We start from the raw sequence: 13,536 nt of genomic DNA, 5'->3' as shown, positions 1-13,536 counted from the left end.
CCGCCCCCTGTCCGTACACAGCGAAGCGCCCGTCCCCAACTGCACCTTGGGGGCGGGCGCTTCTTCCCTGCCACCTACGGGTTCCCGGAGGTGGCCACCGCCTATCACTCGCCGATAAGGGCATCCACGAACGCCTCCGGCTCGAACGGCGCCAGGTCGTCCGCTCCCTCTCCCAGGCCGACGAGCTTGACGGGCACACCCAGCTCACGCTGGACGGCGATGACGATGCCGCCCTTGGCGGTGCCGTCGAGCTTGGTGAGGACGATGCCGGTGATGTCGACGACCTCGGCGAAGACGCGCGCCTGGACGAGACCGTTCTGGCCGGTGGTGGCGTCGAGGACGAGCAGGATCTCGTCCAGCGGCGCGTGCTTCTCGACGACACGCTTGACCTTGCCGAGCTCGTCCATCAGGCCGGTCTTGGTGTGCAGTCGGCCGGCGGTGTCGATGAGGACGACGTCGGCGCCCTCCTCGATGCCCTCCTTCACGGCGTCGAAGGCGATGGACGCCGGGTCGCCGCCCTCGGGGCCGCGCACGGTACGGGCACCGACGCGCTCGCCCCAGGTCTGCAGCTGGTCGGCGGCCGCGGCGCGGAAGGTGTCGGCGGCGCCCAGGACCACGTTCTTTCCGTCGGCGACGAGCACACGGGCGAGCTTGCCGGTGGTCGTGGTCTTGCCGGTGCCGTTGACGCCGACGACCATCACGATGCCCGGGGTGTCGAGAGGCGAGTCGGTGTTGACCGCGCGGTCGAACTCGGGGACGAGGATCTTCAGCAGTTCCTCGCGCAGCAGGGTGCGCAGCTCCGCCGGGGTGCGGGTGCCGAGGACCTTCACTCGCTCACGCAGCCGCTCGACCAGTTCCTGGGTGGGCTGGACGCCGACGTCGGCGGTGAGGAGGGTGTCCTCGATCTCCTCCCAGGTGTCGTCGTCGAGGTGCTCGCGCGAGAGGAGCGTCAGCAGCCCCTTGCCGAGCGCGTTCTGTGAGCGGGAGAGCCGGGCGCGCAGCCGTACCAGACGGCCGGCGGTCGGCTCGGGGATCTCGATCTCGGGGGCGGGTGGTTCCTCGACGGCCACGGGCGCCGACGCCGAACCGTCCGGGAGATCCACCTCCTCGATCGTCCGGCGCGGTTCGTCGCGCGGCGTCTCGGCCTCGTCGCCGACATGCGGCTCGGCCGGAGGGGCGGTGATGTCGGGTGTCGTGGGGGGAGCCGGGGGCAGCGGCTTCTTCCTGCGGCTGCCTACGACGAGCCCGCCCAGCACGCCGAGCACGACCACGGCGATGACTACAGCAAGGATGAGTTCCATAACTAGGCCAGTATGGCGTGACCTCCCGTCCGACGGTTCGTTGGGCACGTCGGGGTTACCCCCACGGGCCGGGCTGGCCCGCCGCCCGGCATCTCGTCGGACGGAAGCCCCTGAGGGGCGGAGTCACAACGGGACCAGTATGCGGAGGGGCCCGTCGGGTGCGCAGAGAAGCGTCCCCAGGGTGTGTGACGACCCATGCAGTGGGCCGTCACACACCCTCCCCTAGAAACCTGACACCTCGTCAGCTAACGTCCCTCTTCACAGCCGCCCGAAGGGGGTCCCATGCCCGTCACGGTCGTCCGTTTCAACCTGGTCGAGCCCGGCGCCACGCCCGCCTCGCTCCGGGCCCGCTACCGGGCCGCCGTCGAGATGGCCGCGTACGCCGACGAGCAGGGCGTCAGCACCGTGCAGACGGAGGAGCACCACGGGGTCGAGAACAACTGGCTGCCGTCGCCGTTCGTCTTCGCGGGGGCGGTGTTCGGGGCTACACGGCGGATCGCGGTCACGGTGTCGGCGGCGATCGGGCCGTTGCACGATCCGCTGCGGCTGGCGGAGGACATCGCCGTACTGGATCTGGTGAGCGGTGGGCGACTGGTGACCGTCGCCGGGATCGGGTACCGGCCGGAGGAGTACGCGCAGTTCGACGTGGACTGGAAGGAGCGGGGCAAACTCCAGGACGAGGTGCTGGAGACGCTGCTCCGGGCGTGGACGGGTGAGCCGTTCACCTTTCGGGGGCGCACGGTCCGCGTCACCCCGCGCCCGGGTACCGAGCCGCATCCGCTGCTGCTGGTCGGCGGTTCCTCGAAGGCGGCGGCCCGCCGGGCGGCACGCCTGGGGCTCCCCTTCTTCCCGAGCGCGCACCTGCCGGAGCTGGAGGCGTACTACAAGGAGCGGCTCGTCGAGTACGGCACCGAGGGCTGGACGATGATGCCGGCCGCCGAGACACCCCTGCTGCACGTGGCGGAGGACCCGGACCGGGCGTGGGCCGAGTACGGCCGGCACTTCCTGCACGAGGCGCGGACGTACGCCTCCTGGCAGTCGGTCGGCATCCGGTCCGCCGTGCGGTCGGGCGCGGCGACGGTGGCGGAGCTGCGCGCCGAGGGCGTGTACCGGATCGTCACGCCGGACGAGTGCGTGGCGCTGGGCCTGGACAACTACGTCCTGCATCCGCTGGTCGGCGGGATGCCGGTCGAGGAGGGGTGGCGGGGACTGCGCCTGTTCGCCGAGCGGGTGCTGCCGCGTCTCGCCGGCTGACCGTCGCCCGGCCCCGGAGAGCCGCCGTCCCGGCCCGCTCGGTGGTCGGGCCGGGACGGCGGAGGGGTACGGGAGGTGGGGCTAGCCCATCTCCTCCAGCGCCTTGCCCTTGGTCTCCTTGACGAACTTCAGGACGAAGGGGATGGAGAGCGCGGCGAAGACCGTGTAGATCACGTACGTCACGGAGAGGTTCCAGTCGGCCAGGGACGGGAAGCTCGCGGTGATGGCCCAGTTGGCGATCCACTGGGCGGACGCGGCCACACCCAGGGCGGCGGCGCGGATCCTGTTCGGGAACATCTCGCCGAGCATGACCCAGACGACGACCCCCCAGGAGAGGGCGAAGAAGAGGACGAAGACGTGGGCGGCGATCAGGGCGACCCAGCCCTGGGTGGCGGGGAGCTTGCCGTCGACGAGGTCGTAGGAGAAGGCCCATGCCTCCAGGGCGAGGCCGAGGACCATGCCGACTGAGCCGATGAGGGCGAGGGGCTTGCGGCCGATCCGGTCGACGAAGATCATCGCGATGACGGTGCCGACGATGTTGATGATCGAGGTCGTGAAGGAGTAGAAGAACGACTCGCTGGGGTCGACGCCCACGGACTGCCACAGCGTCGCGGAGTAGTAGAAGGCGACGTTGATGCCGACGAACTGCTGGAAGACCGACAGGCCGATGCCGATCCAGACGATGGGCTTGAAGAGGAAGCTGCCGCCGAGCAGGTCCTTGAAGGTCGACCTGTGCTCGCTGTTCATGGCCGACTCGATCTCGGCGACCCGGGCGTCCAGGTCGGCGTCCTTGCCCTCGACCTCGGCGAGCACCTCACGGGCGCGCTGGTGCCTGCCGACGGAGATCAGGAAGCGCGGCGACTCGGGGATCGCGAAGGAGAGCAGGCCGTAGAGCACGGCCGGGACGACCATGACGCCGAGCATGATCTGCCAGGCCTCCAGGCCGAGCAGTTCACCGCGCTGGTCGCCGTCGGCGGCGTTCAGGATGCCCCAGTTGACCAGCTGGGAGACGGCGATGCCGACGACGATCGCGGCCTGCTGGAACGAGCCGAGCCGGCCCCGGTAGGCGGGCGGGGCGACCTCGGCGATGTAGGCGGGGCCGATGACGGACGCCATGCCGATGGCGAAGCCGCCGACGGTCCGCCAGAAGGCGAGGTCGTACAGGGCGAAGGGGAGCGCGGAGCCGACGGCGCTGACCGTGAACAGGGCGGCCGCGATCTGCATGCACCGGATACGGCCGATGCGGTCGGCTATCCGGCCCGCCGTGGCCGCGCCTACGGCACAGCCGATCAGGGCGACGGCGATGACCTGCGCCAGGGCCGTGGAGCCGATGTCGTAGCGGTGGCGGATGGCTTCGACGGCGCCGTTGATCACGGCACTGTCGTAGCCGAAGAGGAAGCCGCCCATCGCGGCCGCCGCCGCGATGAAGATCACGTGCGAGAGATGGTCGGGCTGAGCGCCGCGAGCTCCTGCCTTGGCCTGCGCTGTGCTGGTCACGTCGGTACTCCTCGGCGGGCACGTCGCCGATGTCGGGGGAACGGGCCTGATGATCTGCTGGACCAGCCGCGCCTACCCCCGCTCGGACCCGCCTAACGCAGCCGCTGGCTGATCACCTTCGAGACACCGTCGCCTTGCATGGACACGCCGTACAGCGCGTCGGCGACCTCCATGGTCCGCTTCTGGTGGGTGATCACGATCAGCTGCGAGGCCTCCTGCAGCTCCTGCATGATCCGGATCAGCCGCTGGAGGTTGGTGTCGTCGAGCGCCGCCTCGACCTCGTCCATCACATAGAACGGGCTGGGCCGCGCCTTGAAGATCGACACCAGCATGGCGACGGCGGTCAGCGACCGCTCCCCGCCCGAGAGCAGCGACAGCCGCTTCACCTTCTTGCCCGGCGGCCGGGCCTCCACGTCGACACCGGTGGTGAGCATGTTGTCCGGGTCGGTGAGGATCAGCCGTCCCTCGCCGCCGGGGAAGAGCCGGCCGAACACGCCCTCGAACTCCCGCGCGGTGTCCCAGTAGGCCTCGGTGAAGACCTGCTCGACCCGCTCGTCGACCTCCTTCACCACCTGCAGCAGATCGGCACGGGTCTTCTTCAGGTCCTCCAACTGCTCGCTGAGGAACTTATGTCGTTCCTCCAGCGCCGCGAACTCCTCCAGCGCCAGCGGATTGACCTTGCCGAGCTGCTGGTACGCCCGCTCGGCCGCCTTCAGCCGCTTCTCCTGCTCGGCGCGGTGGAACGTCTTCGGCTGGTTGCGGGGGTGCTCCGGGTCCTCCGGCAGCTCCTCCCCCTCCGCAGGCGGCGACGGCGGTACGAGCTGGTCGGGCCCGTACTCCGCGATCAGCCCCTCCGGTTCGACGCCCAGCTCCTCCAGCGCCTTGGTCTCCAGCTGCTCGATCCGCATCCGCTTCTCGGCGCCGAGCACCTCGCCCCGGTGGACGGAGTCGGTCAGCTTGTCCAGCTCCGCCTTGAGGTCCCTCCCCTCGTTGCGGGCCTGCGCCAGCTCCTGCTCACGGCGTGCCTTGGCCGCGTCGGCGGCGGTGCGTTCCCGCTCCGCGCGGGTGAGGGAGACCTCGACGTGGCGGAGCAGCTGCCGGGCGCCGGAGGCGACGGCCTCGGCCACGGCCGCCTCGTGCCGCAGCCGCGCTGTGCGCTGTTCGGCGCGCGCCTGCGCCTCGCGCTCGGCGCGCGCGGCCCGGTCGAGGGAGTCCGCACGCCCCGCGAGCCCCTTGACCCGCTCCTCGTGCGTCCGCACCTGGAGCCGTGCCTCCATCTCGGTCTGCCGCGCGTTGGCCCCGTCCGCCGCGAGCCGGTCCCGTACGAAGGTGTCCGGCTCCTCCTCCACGGGCATCTCCTCGGCCACCGCGAGCCGTTCGGCCAGCTCCTCGGCGTCCTCCACGGCCTTGTCGAGCGACTCCTGGGCGCGTGCGGCGGCGGCCGTGGACCGCTCCGCCTCCCCGGCGGCGCCCCGCGCCTGGCCGGCCAGCCGCCCGAGCTGCTGCGCCACGCCCGACCTCTCCCGCTCGCCCGCCCGGCGCCGCTCCCCCAGTTCCTCCACGATCCCGGCCCGCTCCCGGCGCAGCTCGACCGCGTGCCGCTGTGCCTCGGCCAGCTCCTCGCACCGTACGGCGAGCTCCTCCAGCTCGGCCGCCGCCTCGTCGACGGCGGCCTGCACCTCCAGCAGGCTCGGTGCCCCGGCCGAGCCGCCGTGCGCGAAGTGGGCCCCGAGCAGGTCGCCTTCGGCGGTCACGGCGGTGAGGTCGGGGCGGGCGTAGACCAGGGCCTCGGCGTCCTCGAGGGTGTCCACGACGACGATGCGGTGCAGGAGGCGGCGTACGGCGGGTGTGAGGTCGGAGGGGGTCCGGGTCAGGTCTGCGGCGAAGCGCGCGGGAGGGGATGCCGGGAGAGGTCCTCTTTCGTCCGCGGGCCCGTCGTGGCTGGTCGCGCAGTTCCCCGCGGCCCTGTGAGGCGCTGTCCCCGAGGACGGCGCCACGTCGTCCGGTGCTCCTGCCAGCAGCAGGGCCGCGCGGCCCGCGTCCTGCTTGCGCAGCAGGCGGATCGCCTCCGCCGCCGCGGAGGGTGAGGTCACCGCGATCGCGTCGGCCGCCGCGCCGAAGGCCGCCGCGAGGGCGATCTCGTAGCCCGGGGTGACCGTCAGCAGCTCGGCGGCCGGGCCCAGTACTCCGCCCAGCCGGTCCTTCGCGGCGAGCAGCGCGCCCGTGCCGTCCTTGCGGCGCAGGCCGAGAGCGAGGGCCTCTTGGCGGGCCTGGGTGGCGGCCCGGCGGCGTTCGGCCGTGGTCGTGGCCTCGCGGGCGGCGGCGAGAGCGGTCTCGGCCTCGGCCAGGGCGCGCTTCGCGGCGTCGTGCTGTTCGGCCAGGTCGGAGTCGCCGGCGTCGAGGGTGTCGACCTCGGCCTTGAGCGCCTCGTACTCCTCCTGGGCGGCGGCGGCGCGTTCGCGCGCCTCGTCGCGGGCGGCGGCGAGGCGGTCGATCTCGGACTGTGCGGAGGCCGCGCGGGAGCGGGCGGCGTTGACCTGGCCGTTCAGCCGGGCGAGGCTCTCGCGGCGGTCGGCGATGGTGCGGGCGACGTCCTTCAGCCGGCGTTCCTCGACCACGAGTTGCCGCTCCAGGTCGGCGCGGTGCTCGACGGTGTCCTCCAGGGCGCGCTCGGCGGCCCCCAGGGCCGCCTCGAGTTCGGCCTCCTGTTCACGGATGCGGGCGGCCTCGCGCTCCATGTCCTCCGGGTCGCGGCCGCGCCGCTCCTCGGCGGGCGCGGAGGTGGCGCTCTTGACCCGGGCGTCGGCCAGGGAGATCGTGCCGCGCACCCGCTCGGCGAGCTGCGACAGCTCGTACCAGGTCTCCTGGGCGCGCTGGAGGCGGGGGGCCAGCCGGCGCACCTCGCCCTCCAGATGGGCCTCCCGCTGGAGCGCCTTCTTCAGCTCGGTCTCGGCGGCCTCCTTGCGCTGCTTCAGCGCGGCCTCGTCGGCGACCTCCGTACGGAGCGCGGCGTGGAGGCGTACGAGATCGTCGGCGAGCAGGCGCAGGCGGGCGTCGCGCAGGTCGGCCTGGATGACGGCGGCCCGGCGTGCGACGGCGGCCTGGCGGCCGAGCGGCTTGAGCTGACGGCGGAGTTCGTCGGTGAGGTCCTGGACGCGCGCCAGGTTGGCCTGCATGGCGTCCAGTTTCCGGAGCGCCTTCTCCTTGCGCTTGCGGTGCTTGAGGACGCCGGCGGCCTCCTCGATGAAGGCGCGGCGGCCCATGGGGTCGGCGTGCAGGACGGAGTCCAGCTGTCCCTGGCCGACGATGACGTGCATCTCACGGCCGATGCCGGAGTCGGAGAGCAGGTCCTGGATGTCGAGGAGCCGGCAGGTGTCGCCGTTGATCTGGTACTCGCTGCCGCCGTTGCGGAACATGATCCGCGTGATCGTGACCTCGGAGTACTCGATGGGGAGGGCCCCGTCGGAGTTGTCGATGGTCAGCGACACCTCGGCGCGGCCGAGCGGGGGGCGCCCGGTGGTGCCGGCGAAGATGACGTCCTCCATCTTGCCGCCGCGCAGCGACTTGGCGCCCTGTTCGCCCATGACCCAGCTGAGCGCGTCCACGACGTTGGACTTGCCCGAACCGTTGGGCCCGACGACGCACGTGATGCCCGGTTCGAACCGGAGCGTGGTCGCCGAGGCGAACGATTTGAACCCACGGAGGGTCAGGGCCTTGAGGTGCACGGCGCTGGACTCTACCTTCCGGCCTTGTCTCACTCCATGAACGCGCGGTTTCGCCCATGAACGTGCAGGGCACATCAGACGTTAATGAGGGTGAGGTGGGGCGGGGTCCGAGGCGGGGAGTCAGGAGCCGAGCCGGGGCTCGGGGACAGAAAGAAGGGACGCCTCGAGAGAAGGCGTCCCTTGCAGATCTGACAACTTAGCGGTTGATACGGGCAGCCCAACCACTGCTGTCTGTCGTGTCGTGGTGCGATGCAGTGATCAGGTGAGCGCAGGCTCCGCCTGGCGTGCGTCGAGCTCCATGAGCGAGTCGTGAGAAGCGGCAGCCGTCAGCGCGTCGTTCTCCGCCTGGATACGTCCGAGCTCGGATTCCAGGTCCTGGACACGCTGCTGGAGCCGTCGCATCTCGGCGAGGAGTCGCGGGTCGGAGCCGCCGACGTAACCGAGAAGCGCCTTTGCCATGATGGATGGTCCTCCACACTGAGTGACCGACCGAAGCGGTGTGGGTCGTGAGGGAATCGCACCCGCATTGCTTGGCACTGTTGAGTTTTTGCTGCCGTCTTCATGCCAAACAGCTAAGGTGCGCGGGGTTGCTTTTAGCGTCTCACCAAAAAGTTTGACGGTCAACACGATCACGCCCCGCAATGGCGGGCATCCCTCTGCCGCGCGGCCCCGAACGGGCGACGCTGCGGCGATTCCGGGACCTCTCCTGGCCGACGGAGCGAGGGGATCATCCTCTCTTCGGAGCCTGCCACGACAAACCCGCCTTGGCAATCACCTGCACATTTCTGGTTTGTGCATGCTCCTGGCATATGCCGGTGGCGCCCCCCTCCGCTCTCGCACGACTCGCCCCCTCGGGGGGATCAGCGGATGGCGAAGCCCTCGTACCCCCCGCGCGGTGTGTCCCAGATCTCGGTCACACCCACCACGCGCCCGGGCGTGTCGTCACCCTGGAGCCACTCCAGGAGTCCCTCGCACGCCTCGCGCGGCCCCTCGGCGACCACCTGGACCCGCCCGTCGGCCAAATTGAGAGCAAAACCACTCAGGCCCCCGATCTCCAGCGCCCTGGCCCGGGTGAACCAGCGGAAACCCACACCTTGCACCCGTCCACGCACCCAGGCGACCAGTCGTACATCCTCGCTCATGACTGCACGCTAACGGGCCAATGTCTCCCGGGCCTCTCCCTCCCCAGGCGCCATGCTGTACCGTCCCCACCCAATGAATCTCATATGAAACTCACTCCTTCGTGTGAGATTCGTGAAGACGACGATCACAACGTTGACGAACTCCCCAACGTTGACCGCAGGACACCGCAAGGACGAGGAAGGCCAAGACATGGGACGCCACCGACGCTCCGCCGCCGGCCGCGCCGCCAGGGGGGGCCGCGCCGCCGGGGTCACTGACAGGGGCTTCGTTCCCGAGGAGCCGCACTACGGTCCGGAGAACCTGTACGGGTTCGCCGCGTTCCTGGAGGCCGACGCCCAGGCGGCTTCGCGGAACGGTGGCTCGCGCCGCCGCAAGAAGAAGACCGTGACGCCTGTGAAGACCGGTCTCCTCGGTGTCTCCGCCGCCGTCGCCCTCGGCACCGTCGCGGTGGCCACCGGGGTGCTGCCGGGCGGCGACCAGTACACGATCAGCGGTGGCAACGCCAACGAGACGGTGGTGCCCGCCGGCTCGCCGACGGGTGCGGCCACTCAGCAGGGCGGTACGGACGGCGCCGCGCAGCAACAGCGCGAGGACGAGTCCACCAGCCGGGACGCCGAGCGCGCGGCCTCTCCGTCGAACACCCCGGCCCCCTCGACGCCCCCGTCCGACAAGAAGCCCGCCGAGGATGCGGACAAGGGCTCCGGCTCCCAGAAGACCAAGAAGCCCTCCGACAAGCCCATCAAGGAGAAGGAGAAGGGCAAGGAGAAGGACACCACTTCTCCGGCGGAGCTCTCCTCCGAGACCCAGGCCGAGGCCGCGGTCCTTCTGCTGGTCAACGAGGAGCGGGCCAAGGCCGGCTGCCAGCCGGTGGCGGCCAACAGCGACCTGGCGAAACTGGCCGAGGCGTTCAGCGAGGACATGGCCCTGCGCGGGTTCTTCGACCACACCGACCCCGACGGTTCCGACCCGTGGGACCGCGCGGCCACCCTCGGGATCACCGGCCTCGGCGGCGAGAACATCGCCCGCGGCCAGGCCACCGCCGAAGCGGTCATGGAGGCCTGGATGAACAGCCCCGGCCACCGGGCGAACATCCTGAACTGCGACTTCAAGACCCTCGGGGTCGGCGTCCACCTGGGCGACGGCGGACCGTGGTGGACGCAGGACTTCGGCTACTAGGGGGTGTTTCGAAAGTCCCGCACAGCACCCACCCGCCCTGTCCGGTAGGCCCGCCTTCCCTGGGCCGGTCCGCCGCCCCCTCCCCCTACTGGCCACTAACCACCAGTTAGTGCGGTCTTCTGGCCAGCGCTGTGCCGGAGTATCCTCGGTGGTATGGAATCAGCCGCGCAGACCGGCGTGACGTCCACGCGGGCCGCCGTGGGTACGGGCGCTGTGGATTTCGACGACCTCGCCTTCGACGTGTTCGCCAGGAACTGTCCCTCGCGGGGCACCCTGGAGCACGTGACGGGCCGCTGGGGCGCGCTCACGATGGGCGCGCTGCACGAGAGTTCACTCCGCTTCAACGAGCTGCGCCGCCGCGTCGACGGCGTCAGCGAGAAGATGCTCTCCCAGACCCTGCACGCCCTGGAGCGCGACGGCCTCGTCCACCGCGACGCGCAGCCCACCAACCCGCCACGCGTCGACTACACCCTCACACCGCTCGGCCGCGAGATCTCCGAGCGCCTGCTGTCCCTCATCACCTTCGTGGAGGGCCGCATGGAGGAGGTGCTCCGGTCCCGCGAGCGCTACGACGCGACGCGTGGCGCCCGCTGACACGTCGGGCAGAAGTAGCTGGACCGGTTCATCCACGGCCGCCGCCGCATCGGCGTGGCACAGCGGCGGCAGGGCAGTCCCTCACGGCCGTACGCGTCCAGCGAGCGGTCGAAGTACCCCGACTCACCGTTGACGTTGACGTAGAGGCTGTCGAAGCTGGTGCCGCCCACCGCGAGGGCGGCGTTCATCACGTCCCGTACATGGCCGAGGAGTTCGGTGGTGCGGGGGCGGGTGAAACCGGCCGTGGGGCGCTCGTAGTGGATCCGCGCGCGCCAGAGCGCCTCGTCCGCGTAGATGTTGCCGACCCCGCTGATCAACGACTGGTCGAGCAGGGCCCGTTTGATCGTCGTACGCTTCCGCCGCAGCGCCTGGTGGAAGGCCTCCGCGTCGAACCGCGGGTCGAGGGGGTCGCGGGCGATGTGCGCGATGACGTCCGGCAGACCGTCCGGGGTGGTGTCGTGCAACGACAGTCCGCCGAAGGTGCGTTGATCGACGAAGCGCAGTTCGGTGGCGAGGTCGTCCGCGAAGCGGACGCGGATCCTGAGGTGCTTCTCGTCGGCCGCGTCGTGCGGCTGCACGAGCAGTTGGCCGCTCATGCCGAGGTGGGCCAGGACGGCGATACCGGTGTCCTCCACGGGCAGCCACAGGTACTTCCCGCGGCGGCTGGGCTCGCCGATGCGATGGCCTTTGAGCCGGTGCGCGAAGTCCTCCGGGCCGGCCAGGTGCCGACGGATCGCCCGGGGGTGGAGGACCTCGACGTCGGCGACGGTCCGATGGGCCACCCATCGCTCCAGACCGCGCCGCACGACCTCGACCTCGGGGAGTTCTGGCACGGGGTCCTCCGGAGAGCGGGGGTGGGGGTGCATGAGGTCGTGGGTCGGGTGCGGGTGGGTGGGCTGGTCGCGCAGTTCCCCGCGCCCCTGAAAAGCAGGCTGCGCCCCGTGCCTTCCCAGGGCCACAGGGCCTGGGCTTTCTAGCCCCACCCACCCGCACCCGACAACACACCACACCACACGGCACCCCACCGCACCCGGCGGAGCCGTTACGCCGGGGCCGTGTCCGAAGGACTTTCCGCGGGCTCGTCGGGCAGAGCCACGGCCTCGGCCGCCGCCTTCGCCCGCTCGTCCGCCGCGGCGCGGATCGCACGCCAGGCGGACTCGGCCGCCTGCTGCTCCGCTTCCTTCTTGCTGCGGCCGGTGCCGGTGCCGTACGAGACGCCTCCGACGCGGGCGGCAGCGGTGAAGGTCTTCTCGTGGTCGGGGCCGGTCTCCGTGACCAGGTACTCGGGCACGCCGAGCCCCTCGGTCGCGGTGAGCTCCTGGAGACTGGTCTTCCAGTCCAGGCCGGCTCCGAGGTTCGAGGACTTCTCGATCAGCGGGTCGAACAGGCGGTGCACCAGCTCCGCCGCCGAGTCCAGCCCCTGGTCGAGATAGACCGCGCCGATCACCGCTTCGAGGGTGTCGGCGAGGATGGACGCCTTGTCCCGGCCGCCCGTGCCCTCTTCACCGCGGCCGAGCCGGATGAAGGAGCCGAGGTCGAGCCCGCGGCCCACCTCCGCCAGCGCACGAGAGTTGACCACCGCGGCCCGCAGCTTGGCCAGTTGGCCTTCGGGCAGGTCGGGGTGGGTGCGGTACAGCGTGTCCGTCACCACGAGGCCGAGTACGGAGTCCCCGAGGAACTCCAGGCGCTCGTTGGTGGGCAGACCGCCGTTCTCGTACGCGTACGAACGGTGTGTCAGCGCACGCACCAGAAGGGCGGACTCGAGCTGATAGCCGAGCCGCCCTTCCAGAAGCGTGTGGGACGAGGCTGTGTTCTCCGCCTTTTTCTTGGCGTTGGTCTCCGCCTTGGCGTCATCCGCCTTCTTGGGGCTGGACACAGTGCCTCTCACCAGCCGCTCAGACCTCGAGGACCTGGCGCTTGTTGTAGGTGCCGCAAGACGGGCACGCGATGTGCTGCAGCTTGGGCTCGTGGCAGCGCTCGCACGCAACCAGGGTGGGGACCGCAGCCTTCCACTGCGACCGGCGGTGGCGCGTGTTGCTGCGCGACATCTTCCGCTTCGGAACAGCCACGGCTACTTCTCCTGCTTCTCGTCGACACCGGATTCGGCGCCGCTCATCTCGTCCTTCTCGCCGTCTTCGAGTGAACCGGCGAGTCCCTGCAGTGCCGCCCAACGGATGTCGACGGCGTCGTGGTGGTGGTCCGGGTCGTCCGCGAGCCGGGCTCCGCATTCGGAGCACAGGCCGGGGCAGTCGTCCTGGCACACCGGCTGCATCGGCAGTGCGAGCACCACCGCATCGCGCAGCACGGGTTCGAGGTCGAACAGGCCGTCCTCGAGGAAGAGCCTGTCCTCGTCGTCCTCGGCGTCGCTGTCGGGTTCCGCGATCACGCGGCCCCGCTCATCGGCGTCGGGGTACGAGAACATCTCCTGGAAATCCGCTTCGAGCTCCAGCTCGAGCGGCTCCAGACACCTTACGCACTCCCCCTTGGCGTCGGCACGGGCGGTGCCTGTGACGAGCACCCCTTCCATGACCGACTCCAGACGGAGTTCGAGCTCCACCGGGGCGCCTTCCGGCACTCCGACGACCCCCTTGATCCCGAGGTCCTTGGGAGCGTCGACCGAACGCGTCAGGCGCTGCTGCGCACCGGGCCGCCGCCCCAGCTCGTGCGTGTCGAACACGAGGGGGTTGCGGTGGTCGAGGCGGGCGTTCAGAGCCATTTCTGCTTTCGGTCTTCGGAACTCGGAGGAGGGCGCCACCCCTGGTGTTCCGGGCAGCGCTCGATCGCGGGCGTCTGCTGCGGACAGCATCAACGCACGCGCGACCGAAGAGCCAGGATACTGGACCTTT

General features: G+C 70.7%; 12 protein-coding genes. 3 read left to right on the top strand and 9 right to left on the bottom strand.

The genetic code is table 11. From position 1 onward, the window contains the following. Window positions 1-104 precede the first annotated feature (104 nt). Complete coding sequence (ftsY, locus tag E4N62_RS34365; RefSeq protein WP_230220733.1) at window positions 105-1,301, bottom strand: signal recognition particle-docking protein FtsY; 1,197 nt, start codon at window positions 1,299-1,301, stop codon at window positions 105-107. A 282-nt stretch (window positions 1,302-1,583) separates the two neighbouring features. Between ftsY and E4N62_RS34360 the strand changes: the two genes are divergently transcribed. Next, window positions 1,584-2,555: an LLM class flavin-dependent oxidoreductase gene (locus E4N62_RS34360; protein WP_230220731.1), complete on the top strand. Its 972-nt coding sequence runs from the start codon at window positions 1,584-1,586 to the stop codon at window positions 2,553-2,555. Between the two features lie 81 nt (window positions 2,556-2,636). Here the strand turns inward: E4N62_RS34360 and E4N62_RS34355 are convergent, their stop codons facing one another. From E4N62_RS34355 to E4N62_RS34340, 4 genes are all read right to left on the bottom strand, one after another. Continuing rightward, on the bottom strand, window positions 2,637-4,052 hold the full coding sequence (locus E4N62_RS34355; RefSeq protein WP_230220729.1) for a sugar porter family MFS transporter: 1,416 nt from the start codon (window positions 4,050-4,052) through the stop codon (window positions 2,637-2,639). A gap of 92 nt (window positions 4,053-4,144) precedes the next feature. Further along, window positions 4,145-7,777, bottom strand: a complete 3,633-nt coding sequence (smc, locus tag E4N62_RS34350; protein ID WP_230220727.1) for a chromosome segregation protein SMC — start codon at window positions 7,775-7,777, stop codon at window positions 4,145-4,147. A gap of 258 nt (window positions 7,778-8,035) precedes the next feature. After that, window positions 8,036-8,236, bottom strand: a complete 201-nt coding sequence (locus E4N62_RS34345; RefSeq protein WP_005479841.1) for a hypothetical protein — start codon at window positions 8,234-8,236, stop codon at window positions 8,036-8,038. A 401-nt stretch (window positions 8,237-8,637) separates the two neighbouring features. Continuing rightward, window positions 8,638-8,919 (bottom strand): acylphosphatase, encoded by a 282-nt coding sequence (locus E4N62_RS34340; protein ID WP_184899816.1) that lies wholly within the window; start codon window positions 8,917-8,919, stop codon window positions 8,638-8,640. Window positions 8,920-9,109: 190 nt separating this feature from the next. Between E4N62_RS34340 and E4N62_RS34335 the strand changes: the two genes are divergently transcribed. Then, window positions 9,110-10,096, top strand: a complete 987-nt coding sequence (locus tag E4N62_RS34335) for a CAP domain-containing protein (RefSeq protein ID WP_230220725.1) — start codon at window positions 9,110-9,112, stop codon at window positions 10,094-10,096. A gap of 153 nt (window positions 10,097-10,249) precedes the next feature. Then, window positions 10,250-10,690, top strand: a complete 441-nt coding sequence (locus E4N62_RS34330) for a helix-turn-helix domain-containing protein (RefSeq protein ID WP_230220723.1) — start codon at window positions 10,250-10,252, stop codon at window positions 10,688-10,690. Here E4N62_RS34330 and mutM read toward each other — a convergent pair. The 4 genes from mutM to E4N62_RS34310 all read right to left on the bottom strand — a co-directional run bounded on the left by mutM (window position 10,663) and on the right by E4N62_RS34310 (window position 13,406). Next, a complete protein-coding gene (gene mutM / locus E4N62_RS34325) occupies window positions 10,663-11,523 on the bottom strand; it encodes a bifunctional DNA-formamidopyrimidine glycosylase/DNA-(apurinic or apyrimidinic site) lyase (RefSeq protein WP_230220721.1) in 861 nt (286 codons plus the stop codon). The genes E4N62_RS34330 and mutM overlap by 28 nt on opposite strands. A gap of 209 nt (window positions 11,524-11,732) precedes the next feature. Then, complete coding sequence (rnc, locus tag E4N62_RS34320; protein WP_230220719.1) at window positions 11,733-12,578, bottom strand: ribonuclease III; 846 nt, start codon at window positions 12,576-12,578, stop codon at window positions 11,733-11,735. A 7-nt stretch (window positions 12,579-12,585) separates the two neighbouring features. Further along, entirely contained in the window at window positions 12,586-12,759 is a 174-nt protein-coding gene (gene rpmF / locus E4N62_RS34315) for a 50S ribosomal protein L32 (RefSeq protein WP_007493396.1), read from the bottom strand. 2 nt (window positions 12,760-12,761) lie between these two features. Further along, window positions 12,762-13,406, bottom strand: a complete 645-nt coding sequence (locus tag E4N62_RS34310; protein ID WP_184899806.1) for a DUF177 domain-containing protein — start codon at window positions 13,404-13,406, stop codon at window positions 12,762-12,764. Window positions 13,407-13,536: the final 130 nt, after the last annotated feature.

It is taken from the genome of Streptomyces sp. MNU76 (assembly GCF_020982545.1).
In the GTDB taxonomy this organism is placed as follows: domain Bacteria; phylum Actinomycetota; class Actinomycetes; order Streptomycetales; family Streptomycetaceae; genus Streptomyces.
Note: the sequence above shows the minus strand (reverse complement) of the source record. Positions and strands in the feature narration are given on the sequence as shown.

Coding starts and splice junctions, on each gene's coding strand:
- E4N62_RS34310 (WP_184899806.1), bottom strand. CDS start 13,406: ATGGCTCTGAACGCCCGCCTCGACCACCGCAACCCCCTCGTGTTCGAC.
- E4N62_RS34340 (WP_184899816.1), bottom strand. CDS start 8,919: ATGAGCGAGGATGTACGACTGGTCGCCTGGGTGCGTGGACGGGTGCAA.
- E4N62_RS34330 (WP_230220723.1), top strand. CDS start 10,250: ATGGAATCAGCCGCGCAGACCGGCGTGACGTCCACGCGGGCCGCCGTG.
- E4N62_RS34335 (WP_230220725.1), top strand. CDS start 9,110: ATGGGACGCCACCGACGCTCCGCCGCCGGCCGCGCCGCCAGGGGGGGC.
- ftsY (WP_230220733.1), bottom strand. CDS start 1,301: ATGGAACTCATCCTTGCTGTAGTCATCGCCGTGGTCGTGCTCGGCGTG.
- E4N62_RS34345 (WP_005479841.1), bottom strand. CDS start 8,236: ATGGCAAAGGCGCTTCTCGGTTACGTCGGCGGCTCCGACCCGCGACTC.
- E4N62_RS34360 (WP_230220731.1), top strand. CDS start 1,584: ATGCCCGTCACGGTCGTCCGTTTCAACCTGGTCGAGCCCGGCGCCACG.